This is a genomic window from Butyrivibrio sp. AE3004 (assembly GCF_000703165.1).
GTDB lineage: Bacteria > Bacillota > Clostridia > Lachnospirales > Lachnospiraceae > Butyrivibrio.
The window spans coordinates 20,060-39,858 of record NZ_JNLQ01000003.1; the positions used below are offsets into that span (position 1 = coordinate 20,060).

The window sequence follows — 19,799 nt, forward strand, 5'->3', positions numbered from 1 at the left end:
TACGGCAATTTGAAACTATTGGTCAGGGAGGATGAACCATTGATAACCTGCAGAGATATATACAATCTTCAACTGGATGGAGTTGAACTACTTACCGGTGAAACCGGACTTGATAGAATGGTGTCATGGACGTATTACGTTCAGACAAAACCCTACGACGACCATATGAATCATGGGAATTTCGCACTTATTGTCATTGATTATTTGCGGTTTTCCTTTGAAGAAGCCTACAATGCCATGATTGAACTAAATGATCTTGGAATCTCGGGCATGGGTATATCAGTTGTTGAGGATAGGGAAAGTGTCCCTGAAAAAATGATAAATAAAGCTAAAGAGCTGGAACTTCCATTATTTTTCATAAGATGGGAAGGTGCGAGCTTTGTCGATATTGCGCAGAGTATAGGTCAACTGATCCTTGAAACTACTGTTAACAACAAGCGGACAGGAGATTATCTCTACAACCTTCTTTTTGGATATGAAGTTAATGACAAGTACATCGAGAAGATTTCAGGACAGTTCGGACTTTCTTTTGACAGACCCTACCGTGTTGGAATTATAGTGATCGACAGAAAATACGGAGTGAATCTTGAGCAGGATGAACACACCTATACTTATTACACCGACTGTCTTAACCGCATGGTAATACACATGAAAAAACGGCCAATGTACATGAGGTTTCTTAATAAATTTGTTCTTTTATTTGAGAAAACAGAAAACAAAGATACCGAGCACGAGATAGAAGTAATCCTAAGAGAGTTGGATTCCAGGAGTGAATTCAAGGGGTATATCAGTAGCACATGTATTCTGGGAAGCCCCTACACCAAGCCTGCAGACTTCGGCAAAAGTTATCAGGAAGCCAAAAATCTAATTCCCAAAAAGGATTATCTGCCAAATCCCACAGGTAAGAAGGTTTTAAGTGCAAGCTCCATGGGAATTTACAAATACCTATTTAACAGTAGTAATCACAGTGAAATTCTAGGATATTGCAACAATAAGCTTACAAAACTCGAAGAGTACGACCATGCTAACGGCACTTTTCTGATAGATACAATAGAGGCTTACTATATGCATGGTTTTAATGTGGGAAAAACAGCTGAGGCTCTTTTTGTACACAGGAATTCTTTGCAGTACAGGCTTAGAAAGATAGAGGAAATTTTGGGCATGAGTCTTGAGGATTCTATGGAATATCTCGATCTTGTAAACTGCATTCTGGTTAAGAAGCTGATGTTTGATTCATGATATTACTGTGCAAAATGTAAACACATACTGTGCAAAATGAACATTGTACGACGACTGTGCTGAGTATAATATGCTTAATATCAGCAAGGGCGCTGGAGAAACCAAATCTCCGGCGCCTTGTTTTTTTAAAAAACATGTGTCCAAGCGCATGTTGCAAGCTAAGGAGGAGAAGCATTATGAAGAAAAGACTAGTTGCTATGGTAATTACAGGACTTATGGGTGTGATGGCTCTTACAGGATGTGGTAAGGCTGACAAGCAGACAGCATCCGCTGCTGACAAAAAGGTACTAAGAGTCGGAATGGAATGCGCTTATGCACCGTTTAACTGGACTCAGGATGCAAATACAACACCTGATGGAAGCAAAGCGGTTCCGATATATGACTCAAAATATTATGCATATGGTTATGACGTGGCTGTAGCACAGAAGCTTGCAGACGAGTTGGGAATGGGACTTGAGATACACAAGGTGGAATGGTCATCAATAGGAATCTCACTTGATTCAGGCGACTACGACGTGATCATAGCAGGAATGGGAAGAACAGCTGAGAGAGAGGAATCCTACAGCTTTACGAATCCCTATTATTACAGAGATAACTGCATTGTAGTGAAAAAGGGCAGTCCTTACGAAAGCGTTACAGGACTATCACAGCTTGCGGGCACCGGTTGCAAGGTTACTACACAGCTGGGAACAGGATGGATTCCACTTCTGGATCAGATTGAAGGCGCTGAGCTTGTAGGTAATTACGAGACTACTTCCGAGTGCTTCATGGCAGTTGAGAATGGCGTTGCAGATGTCTGCATTGTGGATCTTCCTACAGCACAGTCAGCAGTACTTACAAACGAAGACTTGATAATTGTTTCCTTTGACGAATCTGATTCATTTACAGGTGATGATGAGATGGTAAATGTATGTATAGCAACAAGAAAAGATGACACTGAGCTTAGAGACAAGCTCCAGGGTGCAATGGATGCCATCGGCTGGAATGACAAGTCTAAGATGGATGAACTCATGAGTACTGTACTGACGCAGCAGCCGGCAGCAAACTAAATTTTTTAGAGAGGTATAGCTATGATCTATGAAAATCCGCAAACTCTAATTGAATGGATGGTCTTTCTTACACAGAAATACTCCGGAATGTTCATCGAAGGAACGATACTAACATTATATATTGCAGTATCAGGTACAATCCTCGGTTTCATACTGGGTTATGTAGTCGGTCTTGTGGACGACATTAAAATCAGTGAAGGTGACCATGTCATTAAGAAGACATTGGTAAAAATCATTAAAGCGATTTTTGCATTATATGTCGAGGTATTCAGGGATACACCTATGATAGTACAGGCGATGATAATCTACTATGGCTTTAGACAGATGGGAACCGAGATGACATCTGTGTTTGCAGGTATTCTGGTCACTGTGCTCAATACCGGAGCATACATGGGTGAGACCGTCAGAGGAGGAATCGGATCCATAGATTACGGTCAGCGTGAAGGCGCATGGGCAATGGGAATGTCACCGTTTAAGACGATGCTTTATATAGTACTTCCTCAGGCCTTCAAGAATATAATCCCGGAGATGGCCAACACCTTTCTGACAAACCTGAAGATGACTTCAGTGCTCAATGTAATCGCTGTGCAGGAGCTTTTCATGGCGGCAAAGACTGTGGGAGGCAATTACTACAAGTATTTTGAGTCTTACCTGATTATAGCTTCCATCTATTTTGTACTCTGTTTCGCCTTTAACAAACTGTTCAAGCTTATCGAAAAGCGTATGGAAGGTAGTCCCGATTACGCGCTTGCAGTTGAATATATGGATAATCAGTGAGGAAAAATGATATGAGTGATGTTGTTATTTCTGTTAAAGAGCTTAGTAAGTCCTTCGGAAACCACGAGGTGCTTAGAAAAATCGATATAGATGTACGAAGAGGCGAGATTATTTGTATTGTCGGATCCTCCGGTTCCGGTAAATCCACCCTTCTTAGGTGCATCAATAAACTGGAAAAGCAGACCTCCGGCAAGGTACTCTATCACAATAAGGAGGTCAGGGACGTACAAAAGGATATAAACGAGTACCGTTCCAAGGTGGGCATGGTATTCCAGTCCTTTAACCTGTTTAACAATATGACAGTTCTTGAAAACTGTATGCTTTGTACCAGAAAGGTTCTTCGCATATCAAAGGAGGAAGCCTTTAACAGAGCGATTACGCACCTTAAGGAAGTCGGAATGGCACCTTATATCAATGCAAAGCCGGCGCAGCTTTCTGGAGGACAAAAACAAAGGGTTGCAATAGCAAGGGCGCTTTGTATGAATCCCGAGGTTCTTCTCTTTGATGAACCCACATCCGCGCTAGATCCCGAGATGGTTGGCGAAGTTTTAGGTGTTATGAAGGAGCTGGCAAAAACAGGTCTTACCATGATAATTGTTACTCATGAAATGGCATTTGCAAGGGATGTTTCAACCAGAACAATATTTATGGATTCAGGGTATGTGGCTGAGGATGCGGCACCGGCCGTGCTATTTACCAATCCTACAAATCCCAGAACCAGAGAGTTTCTCGGAAGATATCTGGCTGGCTAAGGAGGAGAACTATGGAGAATTTTGTTGTTACTTTTGCAAGAGGATTTGGAAGCGGTGGCAAGGAGATTGCCTCCAGACTTGCGAAAGATTTGGGAATTCACTGTTATGAAAACAGAATACTTACGCTTGCAAGCCAGCTTAGCGGTCTTGATGAGAACATTTTTAATGAGGTTAATGAAAAAATCAGAGAAAAAGATGGTTTTTCTGCTTTTTTGAAGGGTCTCCCAAGATCCAAAAGCTATATTGCAAGAAATGAAAAATTTGTTTCTGATGACAGACTTTTTGAGTATCAGAGTCAGATCATCAGGGATCTGGCAGAAAAAGAATCATGCGTTATTGTTGGAAAATGCGCAGATTATGTGCTTCGCGATAAGAAAAATGTCGTGAGTGTATATATAGAGGCGCCAAGAGCTTTTTGTGTACAGAGAACTATGGAAAACATGGGTGTTACTGAAGCTGTAGCCCATGCGACCATAGAAAGGACGGATAAGTTCAGGTCGGATTACTACAAGTATTACACGAAGGGCAATTACTGGACCAATCCGATTAACTATGACATCACTCTTAACAGTGAGAGAGTAGGTATAGAAAACTGCGTAAAGACTTTGGAACAATATCTGATTGTAAAAGGATTCATTACCAAGGATCGGATAAAAGTCGTAAATCGCGGACTAAAGGTGGTATGAAAATACGCTCAGGAATCCTGCGCTATGCAGGATAAGTCCCTTAAAATGCAGGGAGTCATTGGATTAATAAAATTGAAATGTGGAGGTATGTTATGAAATTAGCAGATACAGGTTTAACAGCTGAAGATATTAAGGAGAAAGTCAGCAAATACATGATTGAAACCTATGAGAGAATGGATTTTGTGTGTGAAAAAGCAAAGGATCAGTATTTGTATGATGAGAAGGGTGAGAAATATCTGGATTTTTACGCAGGAATAGCTGTGAATTCTGCAGGAAGCTGCAATGAAAAGGTAGTAGAAGCAGTAATTGATCAGGTTCATGATGTAATGCATACCTTTAATTACCCATACACTGTTCCGCAGGCACTTCTGGCAGAGAAAATATGCACAACTATAGGAATGGATAAGATTTTTTATCAGAATTCCGGAACAGAAGCCAACGAAGCAATGATCAAGATGGCAAGAAAATATGGTATTGAAAAATATGGTCCCAACAAATATCACATCGTTACCGCCAAGATGGGGTTCCACGGAAGAACCTTCGGAGCAATGTCTGCAACAGGACAACCGGGAAATGGTTGTCAGGTGGGCTTTGGTCCCATGACCTACGGCTTTTCATATGCTCCCTACAACGATCTTCAGGCATTTAAGGATGCTTGTACCGAGAACACAATAGCAATCATGATTGAACCGGTACAGGGAGAAGGCGGGGTACATCCTGCAACTATGGAATTCATGACGGGTTTACGCAAGTTCTGCGATGAAAAAGGAATGCTTCTTCTTATTGACGAGGTCCAGACGGGTTGGTGCAGAACCGGTAAGGTTATGAGCTACATGAACTACGGAATTAAACCGGATATTGTGTCTATGGCGAAGGCACTTGGAGGCGGAATGCCTATAGGAGCAATTTGTGCAACTGCTGAAGTAGCCAAGGCCTTTTCTGCAGGATCTCACGGTACTACCTTTGGAGGGCATCCGGTATCCTGTGCAGCGGCTCTCGCAGAGGTCAATGAACTTCTCGACAGACATCTGGCTGATAATGCGGCTAAGGTGGGAGAATATTTTAAGGATAAGTTATCAGGCCTTCCTCATGTAAAAGAGGTACGTGGCCAGGGACTTCTTGTGGGCGTTGAGTTTGATGACTCTGTCAAAGGTGTTGATGTAAAGCATGAGTGCCTGCATAGACATCTTCTGATAACAGCCATTGGTGAACACATCATCAGAATGGTTCCTCCGCTTATAATTACAGAAAAGGACTGTGATGATGCTTTTGAGATTATTAAGGCATCGGTTGAGGCATTGGCGGCGTGATTTTTTGAAAAAATGTAAGATGAGAAAGGAATTTGCTTATGAAGGATTTTTCATTTTCAATTCCACAAAATGTTAGGTTTGGTTTGGGTGCTTTAAAAAAGCTTTCTGAAATCACTAATGAAAAAAATTTTAAAAAAGCATATGTTATTTCCGGTCCGAATCTGAAGAAATCAGGACTTGTAGATATTTGTGAACACATACTGTTTAAGAGCGGCGTAAAAAGTATGAGTTTTACAGAGACAGAAGGTAATCCTTCCGTAGAAACCGTAGAAAAAGCAGCCGAAGGCTTTAGGTTGAGCGGAGCAGATTTTATTGTTGCTTTTGGTGGAGGATCTCCCATAGACGTAGCTAAAGCTGTCGCTGTCCTTGTGACCCATGGCGGGAAGGTTGCGGATTATGAGGGCGTGGGAAAAGTTCCCGGGCCGGTTGTCCCTGTTATTGCAATTCCAACAACCGCAGGTACAGGCTCTGAGGTTACCGCATTTTCTGTAATTACTGACCATTCGAGAAATTACAAACTGACAATAGGCAGCAATTATCTGATTCCTGAATACGCGATACTTGATCCGGAGCTAATTATGTCGGTGCCGCGTGGGACTGCCGCTGCATGTGGAATTGATGCATTTGTTCATGCTCTTGAAGCGTATATTTCCAAAGGTTCATCACCATTTTCTGATATGTTTGCGAAGAAGGCTCTGAACCTTATCGGGAAAAATATAAAGCGATATATTGAATCCAGAATAGATGCAAATGCTTGCGAAGCCATGATGCTGGGATCTCTTTTCGCAGGAATAGCTTTTTCACATGCCAGGCTTGGCGATGTACATGCCATGAGTCATCCCGTAAGCGCATATTTTAATGTTCCGCACGGAGTAGCTAATGCAATACTCTTGCCTGCTGTTGTGGATTTCAACATGGAATGTGCTAAGGATAAATACCTGTATATTTACAACTGTATTGCAGAAACTCCTGTTTCAGAAATCTCATTTTCACCGGACATGCTTGCAGCTGAAATAAGAATTTTTGAACATGAATTAGGTATTCCTTCTTCACTGTCTGAAGTAGGTGTAAATAGTGATCTTTTTGCAAAGATGGCAGATGATGCAATGAAAAGCGGAAATATAAATGTAAACCCCAGATATACCTCAAAGGCGGATTTGCTGATGCTTTACGAAGCAGCGTATTAAATGTACTCAGTCATAAATGTCGCCTGTATGGGCTGACAGCTCATAGATACCAGGTTGTAATTGAACACGTGTAAGTAAGTACCTTGCTTACCGTGTTCTTTTTTTTGATTGGTAAGAAAAAAATGAATCAGATTAGGGAATCCTTTTTGAAAAAAATAATATGGGTTTGACATGAAAAGGAAACGGAAATATAATCATTTTTGATTTTATAAGCAACGAGAAAGCAGTAGGAAACGATTTATGAAATATTTAAACATTGGTAAGAATAGCATAAAGAATCTTCTTGTAGCATACACTGCTTTTGCTATGCTTTTTGTTGTGCTGTTTTCTGCTGTATTTGTTTCCGTAGAGTCATTCCACGACTGTGATGGGGACAGATGCCCTGTCTGTGCATTGATTTCTCAGTGTGAAAACAACTTAAGCCAGCTTGGTGATGGATTGGCAGTTCTTTACATGGCTTTTCTGGCTGTGCTTCTTTTGGGAGCAATTTTAGTATTAAAGGATATTGTCCTGGTGTATTCTACGCCTGTAAGTTCTATGGTTCGAATGAACGATTAAATAATTCTTTTTTTGAGCTCTGCAGGGGATACTTTGCCCTTTGCAGCAGTAATCGATTTTTTCCTGATAAACAAAATTGAATAAAGAGAGGATATTACTATTATGAAGAGATTTATAAGAGTAGCAGCGACTGTAATGGCAGCGGTGCTTTGTTTTTGTGCGTGCGGAAATAGCAAAGATGTAGTGACCGGTGATACAGTGACAACATCTGAAATTTCTGATGAGGATGTAGCATCAAGCCAAGGAGTTATGGAGTCTGATGAGACAGAGGCTAAGACAGAGGAAAGTACGACACCTAAGATAGTCTGCACAATTTTTCCTGAGTACGACTGGGTAAGAAAAATTCTTGGCGATAAGGCAGATGATGCAGATCTTACAATGCTTCTTGATAATGGAGTTGATCTTCACAGCTATCAACCCACAGCAGAGGATATCATGAAGATTTCAGAATGTGATCTGTTTATTTATGTTGGCGGGGAGTCAGATGGCTGGGTTGATGATGCTTTAAAAGAGAAGACCAACAAGGATATGGTAGTGATAAATCTTCTTGATACCCTTGGAGAAAATGTCAAGGAAGAAGAGCTTGTAGAAGGAATGGAAGGAGAAGAAGAGGAAGAAGATTCAGAGGGTGAAGAGGAAGAAGGCCCTGAGTATGATGAGCATGTATGGCTTTCTCTTAAGAATGCAGGTGTGCTCACAGAGGCAATAGCGGGGGCCCTTGAAACAATCGATCCGGAAAATGCAGATATTTACAAGGAAAATGTCGCAAACTACAAGGCGGAGCTTGAAGCCCTTGATAGTAAATACGCAGAGGCTGTGGAAAATGCGACAGTTAATACTGTACTTTTTGGTGATAGATTCCCATTCAGATATATGGTGGATGATTACGGCCTTAAGTACTATGCCGCTTTTGTAGGATGCTCCGCTGAGACTGAAGCAAGCTTTGAGACTATAGCATTTTTAGCCGATAAAGTTGATGAACTCGGATTAAAGAGTGTCCTTACCATTGAAGGACAAAATCATAAGATTGCAGAAACCATAATCCAGAATACCAAGACAGGTGACCAGAAAATCCTTACCATGGATTCTCTGCAGAGTACTACCTCAGAGGATGTGAAGAGTGCAGCGACATATCTTGGAATCATGGAGAATAACCTTGAGGTTTTAAAAGAGGCACTGGATTAAACGTTTTTATTTATGAGGAAATTTCTATTAGGTTCCAACAATGCAACATGAAAGAGAGAAATATATGAAAGTACTTACTGTCAGAAATCTGGCGCTTGGATATGACAAAAGAATTATCATGGATAATGTGAATTTTGAAGTAAATGAGGGAGACTATCTGTGTATAGTCGGTGAAAACGGCTCGGGCAAATCGACACTTATGAAAACACTTCTTGGGCTTTGCGAACCACTGTTCGGAGAGGTTAAATATGAAAATGGAATTAAAACAAACGAGATAGGTTATCTTCCTCAGCAGACAATCGTACAAAAAGACTTTCCGGCTTCAGTAAAGGAAATAGTCATATCCGGATGCCAGGCCAGGCTTGGATTTAGACCTTTTTACAGTAAAAAGGAAAAGAAAATAGCCATGGAAAATATGGAAAAGCTTGGTATTTTGGACCTCTCTGACAGATGCTACAGGGAACTGTCCGGCGGACAACAGCAGAGGGTTCTTCTTGCAAGAGCTCTTTGCGCTGCCGGTAAAATACTCCTTCTGGATGAGCCTGTATCAGGGCTTGATCCCCGGATTACTGCCCAGATGTATGGACTCATTGAGACTTTGAATAAAGAGGGCATGAGCATAATCATGATTTCTCATGATATTTACGGTGCACTTAATTATTCAAGTCATATCCTTCATATGGGTGACTCAGCAAGCTTTGGAACAAAAGATGACTTCATGAAAAGTGACAGGGGAAAGCTCTACATACGTTATGAACAGCTTTGTGAAAGAAGGGTGGTGTGACATGGAAAAATTAGTTTTTTATATGCAGTATCCCTTTGTGAGATATGCTCTTATAGTAGGTGTGCTTATAGCACTTTGCTCATCACTTCTTGGTGTGACGCTGGTTCTAAAAAGATATTCCTATATAGGAGATGGTCTTTCACATGTAGCATTTGGAGGTATAGCGGTTGCAAGTGTTGTAAGTCTGTCAAACAAAATGGTGGTGGTTTTGCCGGTCACAATAATAAGTGCAATATTGCTCCTTAGATCAGGCCATAATGCAAAGGTCAAGGGAGATGCTGCTATTGCTACGATTTCTGTGGGGGCCCTTGCTTTCGGCTACCTTATCATGAATGTTTTTGGAACAAGCTCCAATCTTACAGGAGATGTATGTACAACTCTTTTTGGCTCTACATCAATTCTCACACTTACAATGACGGACGTGTGGATCTGCATAATAATGTCAATTCTTGTGGGAATAGCATATTTACTCTTGTATAACAGGATTTTTGCCGTGACCTTTGACGAGAACTTTGCCAGAGCAATAGGAACAAAAGTTGATTTTTATAATCTTCTTATTGCTATTGTTACCGCTGTGATAATAGTACTTGCCATGAACCTTGTGGGTTCTCTTCTTATTTCTGCACTTATCATTTTTCCGGCCTTGTCTGCTATGAGAGTTTTAACAAGTTTTAGGGGCGTGACGGTTTTTTCAGCAATATTTTCTGTGATATGTGCTTTTATGGGCCTTATTGTTTCTATACTTGCAGGCACACCGGTGGGTTCCACCATTGTTGCAACAGATGTGGCAGGCTTTGCAATTTGTTGTATAGTGTCCTGCAGGCATAAAGTGTAACGGAGGGACATTATGAAAACAACAAGAAGAATTATCTTTGTAGGGGTTATTATGCTGACCCTGGCGACAGCCTGTGGAAAAGAAAAAATGCCTACTATAGATGAAAAAAATATTTCAAACAATGAGATTGCCGAAAAAGATGATTCCAAAGAAGAAATATCAACAGCTTCTGCAGTAACACCTTCGAATGATTCCTCCATGGTAGATCTCACTATCCTGTCACCTACTATGGTTTACGGAGAAGTATTTCAGATGATGTACTATCCTGAAAATTATGTGGGACGAAAGGTAAAAATGCAGGGGCTCTACGATATATATCATGACGAGGTCACAGGAAAAGATTATCATGCATGCATAATCCAGGATGCTACTGCATGCTGTGCGCAGGGGATAGAGTTTGAGCTTGCTGACAGTAACTATCCCGGCACAGACATCATGAATGTTACTGTAGAGGGAACTTTTACAACCTATGATGAGAACGGAATCACTTATTGCACCCTTTCAAATGCGGTACTTATAGATTGACCTGAATATAAGAATATAAAAATTTAATAAACTGACTATTTGAAAGAATATTTCAGTTAATATAAGAATATAAACAATATTTTTTTATAATAATGACAGATAGTATTCGCACTCTCACAAAGGAGCTTCTATGAAAAATGATGAGCATAAAGGTTTGGAAATGACAAGGCGTGAGTTTTTAAAGCTCACAGCAGCAGGTGCAGCAGGTATTGCAGCATCATCAATCCTCCCCGGCGGAATCGGACAGGTTCTGGCGGCGGACGAAACGGAAGAATCGGCTTATGAGAATCATCTCGAGGGACAGGACAGAGCATCCAACGAAAATATTACTATTGAAGCGCCAAAAGAGAAGATTCGGTACAACATCATAGATAGCCACCTGCATTACACAGACTTTCTTGAAAAATCCGATGGATTTCCTGCGCTGTGCAAAGCCATGGATATGTCAGGAGTTTCAAAGTCGGTAATCTTTGGTATGGGCATTGCCAAACAGTGGGACAGCAGCATGCCTGAGGCTCCGTCATATTATCTTAGTAACGATTCAAGATGTTATTACTACTCAGCGACAGACTTTTTGCTTGCCGAGGACTTTCTGGCGCAGCCAAAAGAGATCAGGGAGAGATTTTTCCCTTTTTGTTGCGGCTTTAACTGTAATGATAAATTTGCCGCTGATCATGTGGAGCAGGTGCTAAAACTCTATCCCAAATTCTGGTGCGGGATAGGTGAGATAATGAGCAGGCACGATGATCTGACGGCACTGACATACGGCGAGCCCCCGCATATAAATGGCGAGGGATTTTTAGGAATATTCGATCTGGCGGCAAAGGAAGGGTTGCCGGTTCTTGTTCATCACAATATTACGGCACAGAGTACGGAGAGTATCCTGTACCTTGATGAGCTATACGATGCGCTTGAATATAACAGAGATTGCAAGATAATCTGGGCGCACGTTGGAATCTCACGAAGAGTTGAGGTTAAAAATCTAATTTCTATTGCTGATGAGCTTCTTAAGAAAAACAATAACCTTTGGATAGATATTTCGTGGATTGTATATGACTACTATTTTCTTGATGAGTTTCCGGATAATTACTTTGACGGAAATACGCTTGATGATTGGGTAAAGCTCATAGAGAAGTATCCTGACAGATTCCTTGTAGGAACAGATAAAGTTGGTCACTGGGCAACTTATCCGGCTGAAGTTGTAAAGTATTACAAGCTCTTGGACAGACTTAAAGATAAGACAGCGGATATGATCTGTAAGGAGAATGTTTTGTCACTGATTAAGGAGTATAAGTAATGATTGGAATGGGTGCAGGCGAATTATTGATAATTCTTCTTGTAGCCTTTGTTGTGGTAGGACCCGAGGATCTACCCAAGGTTGCACGAAAAATAGGAAAAGCTGTAAAACATTTTCAATCTGCCATGCGCAAACTCACTGATGATATTGATTTAAACTAAAACAGTAACAACTTATGACTTCATTTTGAATGGTTGAAAGGGGAAAAATATGCATATCGGCGTGCAGGAACTTATCGTTATCTTACTTATTGCGGGAGTTGTTTTTGGCGGAGGAAAACTCGCCGGTGTAGGGAAAGCATTAGGTAAAAGTATCAGGGAATTCAGAGAGGAAGTAAAGGGTGATGAGAGCGATTCTCTAAATGAACACAAAGGATAATGTGATAATGACCGACGAGAGCAGACCAATACTTACACATCTGAGAGAATTGCGGCAGCGGCTGATAGCAGCAGCTGCCTTCATTATAGTGGGAGTAATCGTCTCATTTGTATTTTTATGTGACCCTGCCATCAGATTTATTGAGGCTCCCTTGATAAGCAGAAATGTGCCTGTTATCTACACAGGGGTAAGTGACGCTTTTACTTTAAGGCTCAGGATTTCTTTGATTCTTGGAATCGTTTTGACAAGTCCTATCATTTTTTTCATCATATGGCGATTTATTAAGCCTGCCCTTTATGAGAATGAGATCTGGCGGTTTAGAGTATTGTTTGTAGTCGGGCTCATCTTGTTCATAATGGGAATTTTGTTCTGTTATTTTGCCGTTTATACACTGGCGCTGGATTTTTTCCTAATAGCAGGGGAGAATGTTGCGACTCCGCTTTTTGCAATGGATAAATATCTAAACTTTCTGCTATCATTCCTTATTCCCTTTGGAGTCTCGTTTGAGCTTCCTGTTGTTATTTATATGCTCGCCAGTCACGGTGTTGTGGATTACAGACAGTTGGTGTCTTTTAGAAAATATGTCCTTCTTATTATTGTGACTGCATCTGCGATTCTCACTCCTCCGGACGTGATATCACAGCTGATGCTCAGTGTACCACTGTTTCTACTATACGAAGCCGGAATTCTTGTGGCGAGAGTTTTTAATCCTGCTGATAGACTGTTAATAAGAGATTCAAAAAAGATAACCTGAAATTACAGACGGAAGCAGAAAAAAATAATTATGTTGGAGCAAATAGCGATGAAATAGGTATGATATGACTCTGAAAGAAGCATATAAAATCCTTGGAGCATCAAGGTCTGACGCTGACAGGGAGATTAAGAAAAAGTATAAAAAGCTGTTATTTTTGTATCACCCGGATTCGGCACCCGGTAAAGAACGGGATTTTCGGGATGATAATAAAATACGGCAGGTCATAGAGGCGTATAGAAAAATCAGGGAATCCGAAGGTGAAAACTATATTGAAAAATATGAGTTTTCCTGGGATGCTTTTGAAAATAATAATGCATTCTCTGAGCGAAATATATATGTCCAGTTCAGGATATATGACGAGGCGCTGCCAATTTCTAAGATGGCAAGGGGCAGGTTTATATGGGATCCTGACATGGAGGAGTTTGCGCTGTTTTCAAAAAGCGTTCTGGAGTCCTGCAAAGAAGTTATGACCTATTATCAGGTTGTGCCTGATCCGGAACGTGTTAAAAATATCTTTCATCTGATGATGCAGGAATATGTACTGCCGGCTGACGCTGCAAGAAAAGTTGGGAATAAGGTTCGTGATGATGGCGATAAAGAAGTATTTCAGTTCACAGGTTTCATCAGTGATGATGGTAAAGGCAGGGCAGCTGCAATCAGCACGGACACGCCGGTTAACATATTTCTTAGGGAAGACAGGGCTGTGGCTGAGGAGATGGTTTCAGGAAGAATTCTTGGAAAAGTTTCCTTTGATGAGGATGCGCTTTATTATGTTGTGCTGCCGCTGCTTGATGACCCTGAGATAGAAATGAATGCTGTTATAACAAGGATGGATAAGAATAAGCGTGGAAAAATGAGGATTCATGTTGCGATTATTCTGGCTATTCCGAGGGGACTTACTGATAAGCCTGTAGTAAATGGGAATCTGATACAAGGTTTACTGAAGTAGCATAAGGAGCTCATCTGTTATTTCTCCTGCAGCAGGTAAGGGAATTACTTAATGCTATTAGTAGTGTTTTCCGGAACAGATTTGTATAAAGACTCATATGGCAACTCCCTGAAGCCTGCCGTCAGGGTCTATGTATGCGTTTCTGTCATCAATATAAATATCACATGTAATTTTCCGGCTATTGTTGCCGTAAAACTCTACAACCTCAGGCAGATTGTCATTTATCGCGTCAAAAATAAGTCCATAATCCCGGCACCATTTTATAGCATCCGAAAGAGGTTTCCCTGCTCTGCATGTCCAGAGAATCAGCTTGTTCCCGGCTGCTTTTTCTTTCAACAAATATTCAATTAGTAAGATGTTAGGATCTCCGAGCTCAGGCCATACTGAGTAGCAGAGCGTATTATCAAAATCCACAGCATAAATCGTATAATTCTTTTCCATAAGCAATTCCTCATGACAGAGAATATATGTTCGTGAACTAGTGTTCTTTAATAATAACCCTGAAATCCACATCTTGCAATAGAACAATTTCTAAAATTTTTGTAATCCGTGTAAATGAACTTATAAGCAATCTTTTAACCCCCTGTATTTTGCATACATAGGCATATATTTATAGCTTTTAGCCGCTTAAAATGGTCTCATATTATAGCAGGAGGATAATAATCATATGCAGGCTATTTTTACAAAGATTAAGCAAAAAAATTTGGATGAAGTTAAGCGGATACTGAATAAACATCCAGAAGCTGTAAACTCAGCGTCCGGTCCTAAACCCAAAAAGGATCACGGGCAGTCTCCTTTGCAGGTAGCCTTAAAAATTGGGGCAATCGAGATAGCAGACTATCTGCTTGATCATGGTGCAGACGTAAATTTCATGGAAGCAGAAGATGACGATCCGGGCATTCGGATGCCGGTATTATTTGATTCAATCATAGGTGCTATTGATGCTCTTTATTATAAGAGATATGAAGAATCTGATGAATCTGTGCGTATCATGAAAAGGATGCTTGATATGGGTGCGGATGTAAATGCCTTAGATTCATATGGTTGGGACGCAATGAGTGAAGCCATAGAGCATGCTCAGCAAATTGTCATAAGACCTGAAATTTATACGGATATACAGGACGAGGCTTGGAATAAGCTTGGTATAGTAATGAATATACTGATGGATTATGGGATTAATTATGAAGCATGGGCGAACAGACGCCTTCGTCCTGACTCAGATCTAAGTCCAACCAACAAAGAGTTTTATATTTATCCTGTTGCTCCAGAAGATGCAGAACGCATGGAACGATGGAAGAGTATGCGGACATTTTTACAAGACTATTTTAAAAGGAGAAATATCATTTTTTAAATATATAGAGTAATATGAAGATTATGGCTTAGAACAATATAAAAAAGAGATCAAGCGGTTAACTGAGGATAATCATGTTATTTAACGGAAGGAAAAGGCGTATCATGAAGACTAGATATCACTTAGATAAAGAACTGAGATTTTTAACGATGGCACATCTTTTTCCCAACATTCATGTCTATCCATTTGTGAATGTGTTTATGGGAATGATTCCCTGCAAATCAGATGAGAAAATAGACGTGAAAAAACATGTCATCCCAGGGTATGAAGGATATAAGCTGCCTACTTTGATAATAGAGCCCAGAAATTATAAGGAAAAACTTCCATGTATCATGTTCTTCCATGGCGGAGGGCTGATATTAAAAGCAGCAGAAACACATTATCAGTTTGCAAAATGGTATGCAGAAAGAACTCACTGCAGAGTTATAATGCCGGACTATCGGCTAATGCCAAAGTATCGTTTTCCATATGCTGTGGAAGATTGCTATTGTGCATATGAATGGGCTGTAGCTAATGCCGGGAATCTGAATATCGATGAAAATAAGATTATAGTCGCAGGAGACAGTGCCGGTGGTAACATTGCATCAGCAGTAGTTTTCATGGCCAGGGACAGAGGACAAATCCTACCTATTGGAGTACTTATGTCTTATCCTGCGCTGGATAGGCGGATGGATACAGAATCGATGAGAAAATATACAGATACGCCGGTTCTGGATACAGGTCTTGCAAAAATGTATTGGGATGAAATGTTAATAAACGGACTTCCCCAACATATAGAGTATGCTTCTCCTATGGAGGCAGTGTCTTTTTCTGAATTTTCGTCAACATACATAGAGATTGCAGAATTTGATTCTCTTCACGATGATGGAGTTTTATTTGCAGAAAAGTTGAAATCAGCTAATATACCCGTGGAGCTTCATGAAGTAAAAGGCACTTGTCATGGCTTTGAGGTGGCTTTTAAGAGCAGAATTGTCAGAGAGTCACTTGATAGAAGGATTGCTTGGATAAAAAAAACATTAGCATAAAACAAAAAATCAATACATACGAAATTATTGTTTAAAGAGAAGTCAAATAAAACCGAACAGCATGTGGAGTAGAGGGAAGGACTGTGAAAAAGATAGTCCTATTGGAATCGAGGAATTATATATGAGAATTGTAACCGCTATAGATTCATTCAAAGGCAGTATGACTTCAATAGAAGCAGGAAATGCTGTTGCTGAAGGAGTAAAAAGAGTATTTCCTAAGGCGGAAGTGGAAGTCAGACCTCTTGCGGACGGTGGTGAAGGAACTGTAGATGCACTGATTGATGGAATGAACGGTATAAGAGAACTTGTGACTGTTACCGGTCCGTTTGGTAAGCCGGTTGAATGCGTTTACGGCATCATCAGGGAAACAATGACTGCTGTAATAGAGATGAGCGGAGCAGCAGGAATTACATTGGCATCAAGGAGTGAACTCAATCCTCTTGAAGCTACAACCTATGGCGTAGGTGAGGTAATCAGAGATGCTATAGGGAAAGGCTGCAGAAGATTTATCGTAGGTATTGGAGGAAGCGCCACAAATGATGGTGGCGTAGGAATGCTCCAGGCACTTGGCTACGGTTTTCTTGATAAAGATGGCCGTCAGATTGAACGTGGTGCAAAAGGCCTTAAAAATCTTGAATCAATTACGGATGAGTATGTGTTACCGGCATTGAAAGAGTGTGAATTTATGGTTGCCTGTGATGTTACAAATCCTTTATGCGGAAGTGAAGGTTGCAGTGCTGTATATGGACCCCAAAAAGGTGCAACACCCTCAATGATACCGGATATGGATAAATGGCTTGGCTTTTATGCTACTCTTGCAAAAGAAAAATATCCTAAGGCTGACGCCAAATATCCGGGGACCGGTGCAGCGGGAGGAATGGGATTTGCTTTTCTTACCTTTACCGATGCAGTCTTAGCCCCCGGAATTAATATTGTTATAGAGGAAACAAGGCTGGATGACTATATCAAAGTCGCAGACATTGTTGTTACAGGTGAGGGAATGCTTGATTTTCAAACAGCTATGGGCAAGGCTCCAATCGGTGTGGCGAAGCTTGCAAAAAAGTACTCCAAAACAGTCATTGCTTTTGCCGGGGGTGTTACTCCGGATGCTACAGCCTGTAATGAAAATGGAATAGATGCTTTCTTTCCCATAGTAAGAGGCGTAGCCACTTTAGATGAGGCAATGAGCACAGACAATGCAAAGAGAAACCTGGCTGATACTACAGAGCAGGTGATGCGTTTGGTTAAGGTAAGGTATCCCAACAATGCATATGAAAAGCTGTAAAATGAAAAGTTAGTAGGAGTAGAAAAAAGAAAATGAGACTTTTATTTATTAGGCATGGTGATCCGAACTATACATTGGATAATCTCACGGATAAAGGTAAGATTGAAGCTGAGCTGCTTGCAAAACAAATAGAAAATTATGGAATAGATGATATATATATGTCACCCCTTGGTAGAGCAAAAGCCACAGCTGAGTATTCGCTAAAGGTTTTAGGGAAAGAGGCCACAGTATGCGACTGGCTCATGGAATTTCCGGCCTTGTTCGATGCAAATACCGCAGATGATGAAACAAGGCTTGCTTATCCAAATGAGCTTAAACTGGATGAAACTACGGGAAAGTATGATAAAAGGATAGTTTGGGATATAATGCCATCATATTATGCAAACCATTCGGAATTATTTGATGTTGTCAAGTGGAGAGAATCCAAATTGGTAAAAAATACAAACATGATAGAAACATATGATCATGTTATTTTGGAGTTTGATAAAATGCTATCGGACTACGGATATGAGAGGAATGGAAACGTCTACAGAGTACGTCAAAACAATGAGAATATTCTGGGATTGTTCTGCCATTTTGGAATTACATCAGTTTTGCTCTCGCATCTGTGGAGTGTATCACCCTTTATTACGATGCAATTTCTTGCAATGGCACCAACTTCTGTAACAGAGATTGTTACAGAGGAACGCGAAAAGGGGATAGCCATTTTCAGGACCTTACGCATTGGTGACACTACACACCTTACTATGGGTAAAGAACCACCTTCATTTTCTGCAAGATTCTGCGAACGATTCGAAAATGATGATGAGAGGCATTAATATGGAAAAATATTAGTGACAGGGTTTGAACCCTTTGATGGAGGAAGCCCCAGAGATATAAGGATTTATTAGTACAGCTTAGTATGTAAGTAAGAGGTGCCATGGAGAGAGCAGAGTATTTAAAACAGAAATACCATTTGGAAAAGCATCCTGAAGGAGGATGTTTTGCAGAAGTTTACACAGCACCTTTTTCTCATGAAGATCGGTCGCTTATGGGAAGTATCTACTTTCTGCTTGAAGGAGAGGATATTTCGCATTTTCATCAGATAGACTGTGATGAAATCTGGTACCACCATGAGGGCTGCGGGCTGAAGATTACCATGATCATAGACGGAAGTGTATCAGAGGCTGTAATCGGTCCTGACGATGACCAGCTTGCAATGGTGGTAATACCAAAAGCGCCATTTTTGCAGCAGAAAACCTTTATAAGGGTAGTTTCTGTTTTATGTCTTGTGCAACAACTCCTAAGTTTACTTATGATGGATTCAGACTTGTCTTGGATAAAGAGATAAGGGACATCTGCCCTGCAAACTATGAGAAGATAAAGTACCTTGCTTATTCAGAGGATATAGTGGAGAAAAATATAGAATACTTAGGAGATGAAGAATAATAGTGTACGGAATAATTAAACTCAGACCGCATCACCTATTGTGTACGCAAGGGTACAGCGGAAAAGGATACTCGGAAGGATTTGTCTCCAATATGGATATAGTCACAAAAAGCCTTCGCAATAATCCTGATGAGAATGTGGAAATCATTTTTACAACGGATTGCTTATGTAGCGACTGCCCATCCAAATTGTCAGAGGGTGTATGTAAGACAGATGAAAAGGTTCAGCGTTTTGATAAAGGTGTAATAGACGCATTGGGACTTAAAGAAGGGGTTTATTCATATCAGGAGCTGATCACCAAGCTTGATGAATACCTGGGTTCCGGAAAAGAAGATGAGCGGCTTAAAGTCATCTGTGGGGACTGTGAATGGTATCCGGTAAGTTCAGGCTGGAGAAATATCAGGGATAAAGCATTAAATGTAGTAGCTTTTGTTTTCTTATGAGG

Annotated in this window: 24 protein-coding genes; 23 read left to right on the plus strand and 1 reads right to left on the minus strand. The window is 40.6% G+C overall.

Translation table 11 applies throughout. The annotated features are described in order from the left end of the window. Positions 1–39: 39 nt before the first annotated feature. The 17 genes from BV60_RS0118715 (at position 40) to BV60_RS0118795 (ending at position 14,265) form a co-directional block, all read left to right on the plus strand. Complete coding sequence (locus BV60_RS0118715; protein ID WP_242841030.1) at positions 40–1,239, plus strand: helix-turn-helix domain-containing protein; 1,200 nt, start codon at positions 40–42, stop codon at positions 1,237–1,239. A gap of 176 nt (positions 1,240–1,415) precedes the next feature. Beyond that, positions 1,416–2,288, plus strand: coding sequence for a transporter substrate-binding domain-containing protein (locus tag BV60_RS0118720; protein ID WP_029324229.1), 873 nt, complete (start codon positions 1,416–1,418; stop codon positions 2,286–2,288). 21 nt (positions 2,289–2,309) lie between these two features. After that, positions 2,310–3,065 carry an amino acid ABC transporter permease gene (locus BV60_RS0118725; RefSeq protein ID WP_029324230.1) on the plus strand — a complete coding sequence of 252 codons (756 nt, stop codon included), beginning with the start codon at positions 2,310–2,312 and terminating at the stop codon, positions 3,063–3,065. Positions 3,066–3,076: 11 nt separating this feature from the next. Then, positions 3,077–3,817: an amino acid ABC transporter ATP-binding protein gene (locus tag BV60_RS0118730; RefSeq protein WP_029324232.1), complete on the plus strand. Its 741-nt coding sequence runs from the start codon at positions 3,077–3,079 to the stop codon at positions 3,815–3,817. A gap of 11 nt (positions 3,818–3,828) precedes the next feature. After that, complete coding sequence (locus BV60_RS0118735; RefSeq protein ID WP_035777982.1) at positions 3,829–4,503, plus strand: cytidylate kinase-like family protein; 675 nt, start codon at positions 3,829–3,831, stop codon at positions 4,501–4,503. Between the two features lie 92 nt (positions 4,504–4,595). Continuing rightward, the gene (locus BV60_RS0118740) at positions 4,596–5,813 is read left to right on the plus strand and encodes an aspartate aminotransferase family protein (RefSeq protein WP_029324236.1); all 1,218 of its coding nucleotides are present in this window, start codon (positions 4,596–4,598) and stop codon (positions 5,811–5,813) included. A gap of 38 nt (positions 5,814–5,851) precedes the next feature. Then, the gene (locus BV60_RS0118745; RefSeq protein ID WP_029324237.1) at positions 5,852–7,000 is read left to right on the plus strand and encodes an iron-containing alcohol dehydrogenase family protein; all 1,149 of its coding nucleotides are present in this window, start codon (positions 5,852–5,854) and stop codon (positions 6,998–7,000) included. A gap of 240 nt (positions 7,001–7,240) precedes the next feature. Continuing rightward, positions 7,241–7,558, plus strand: coding sequence for a hypothetical protein (locus BV60_RS21365; RefSeq protein ID WP_035777984.1), 318 nt, complete (start codon positions 7,241–7,243; stop codon positions 7,556–7,558). Positions 7,559–7,660: 102 nt separating this feature from the next. After that, complete coding sequence (locus BV60_RS0118755; RefSeq protein WP_029324238.1) at positions 7,661–8,743, plus strand: metal ABC transporter substrate-binding protein; 1,083 nt, start codon at positions 7,661–7,663, stop codon at positions 8,741–8,743. A 64-nt stretch (positions 8,744–8,807) separates the two neighbouring features. Next, positions 8,808–9,527 carry a metal ABC transporter ATP-binding protein gene (locus tag BV60_RS0118760; protein WP_029324239.1) on the plus strand — a complete coding sequence of 240 codons (720 nt, stop codon included), beginning with the start codon at positions 8,808–8,810 and terminating at the stop codon, positions 9,525–9,527. 1 nt (position 9,528) lies between these two features. After that, the gene (locus BV60_RS0118765; RefSeq protein WP_035777986.1) at positions 9,529–10,362 is read left to right on the plus strand and encodes a metal ABC transporter permease; all 834 of its coding nucleotides are present in this window, start codon (positions 9,529–9,531) and stop codon (positions 10,360–10,362) included. Positions 10,363–10,374: 12 nt separating this feature from the next. Further along, positions 10,375–10,887 (plus strand): hypothetical protein, encoded by a 513-nt coding sequence (locus BV60_RS22370; protein WP_051656895.1) that lies wholly within the window; start codon positions 10,375–10,377, stop codon positions 10,885–10,887. Between the two features lie 130 nt (positions 10,888–11,017). Continuing rightward, positions 11,018–12,184 (plus strand): amidohydrolase family protein, encoded by a 1,167-nt coding sequence (locus BV60_RS0118775; RefSeq protein ID WP_051656896.1) that lies wholly within the window; start codon positions 11,018–11,020, stop codon positions 12,182–12,184. Then, positions 12,184–12,345 (plus strand): Sec-independent protein translocase subunit TatA/TatB, encoded by a 162-nt coding sequence (locus BV60_RS22860; protein ID WP_081846809.1) that lies wholly within the window; start codon positions 12,184–12,186, stop codon positions 12,343–12,345. The genes BV60_RS0118775 and BV60_RS22860 overlap by 1 nt, the downstream gene beginning before the upstream one ends. Before the next feature lie 49 nt (positions 12,346–12,394). Further along, entirely contained in the window at positions 12,395–12,562 is a 168-nt protein-coding gene (locus BV60_RS22865; RefSeq protein WP_081846810.1) for a twin-arginine translocase TatA/TatE family subunit, read from the plus strand. Beyond that, positions 12,546–13,316, plus strand: a complete 771-nt coding sequence (tatC, locus tag BV60_RS0118790) for a twin-arginine translocase subunit TatC (protein WP_051656897.1) — start codon at positions 12,546–12,548, stop codon at positions 13,314–13,316. The genes BV60_RS22865 and tatC overlap by 17 nt, the downstream gene beginning before the upstream one ends. A gap of 64 nt (positions 13,317–13,380) precedes the next feature. Then, positions 13,381–14,265 (plus strand): DnaJ domain-containing protein, encoded by an 885-nt coding sequence (locus tag BV60_RS0118795; protein ID WP_029324247.1) that lies wholly within the window; start codon positions 13,381–13,383, stop codon positions 14,263–14,265. A gap of 93 nt (positions 14,266–14,358) precedes the next feature. On the opposite strand, the gene BV60_RS0118800 is transcribed toward BV60_RS0118795, so the two are convergent. Beyond that, positions 14,359–14,706 (minus strand): hypothetical protein, encoded by a 348-nt coding sequence (locus tag BV60_RS0118800; RefSeq protein WP_029324249.1) that lies wholly within the window; start codon positions 14,704–14,706, stop codon positions 14,359–14,361. A 226-nt stretch (positions 14,707–14,932) separates the two neighbouring features. Here BV60_RS0118800 and BV60_RS22375 point away from each other — a divergent pair, with 226 nt between their 5' ends. The 6 genes from BV60_RS22375 (at position 14,933) to BV60_RS0118830 (ending at position 19,797) form a co-directional block, all read left to right on the plus strand. Then, positions 14,933–15,616, plus strand: a complete 684-nt coding sequence (locus BV60_RS22375; RefSeq protein WP_051656898.1) for an ankyrin repeat domain-containing protein — start codon at positions 14,933–14,935, stop codon at positions 15,614–15,616. 104 nt (positions 15,617–15,720) lie between these two features. Beyond that, positions 15,721–16,641, plus strand: a complete 921-nt coding sequence (locus BV60_RS0118810; RefSeq protein ID WP_029324253.1) for an alpha/beta hydrolase — start codon at positions 15,721–15,723, stop codon at positions 16,639–16,641. Positions 16,642–16,762: 121 nt separating this feature from the next. After that, positions 16,763–17,926: a glycerate kinase family protein gene (locus BV60_RS0118815; protein ID WP_029324254.1), complete on the plus strand. Its 1,164-nt coding sequence runs from the start codon at positions 16,763–16,765 to the stop codon at positions 17,924–17,926. A 32-nt stretch (positions 17,927–17,958) separates the two neighbouring features. Beyond that, complete coding sequence (locus BV60_RS0118820; protein ID WP_029324256.1) at positions 17,959–18,744, plus strand: histidine phosphatase family protein; 786 nt, start codon at positions 17,959–17,961, stop codon at positions 18,742–18,744. A gap of 101 nt (positions 18,745–18,845) precedes the next feature. Continuing rightward, complete coding sequence (locus BV60_RS21370; RefSeq protein ID WP_051656900.1) at positions 18,846–19,256, plus strand: cupin domain-containing protein; 411 nt, start codon at positions 18,846–18,848, stop codon at positions 19,254–19,256. A gap of 100 nt (positions 19,257–19,356) precedes the next feature. Further along, entirely contained in the window at positions 19,357–19,797 is a 441-nt protein-coding gene (locus tag BV60_RS0118830; protein WP_051656901.1) for a DUF1284 domain-containing protein, read from the plus strand. Positions 19,798–19,799: the final 2 nt, after the last annotated feature.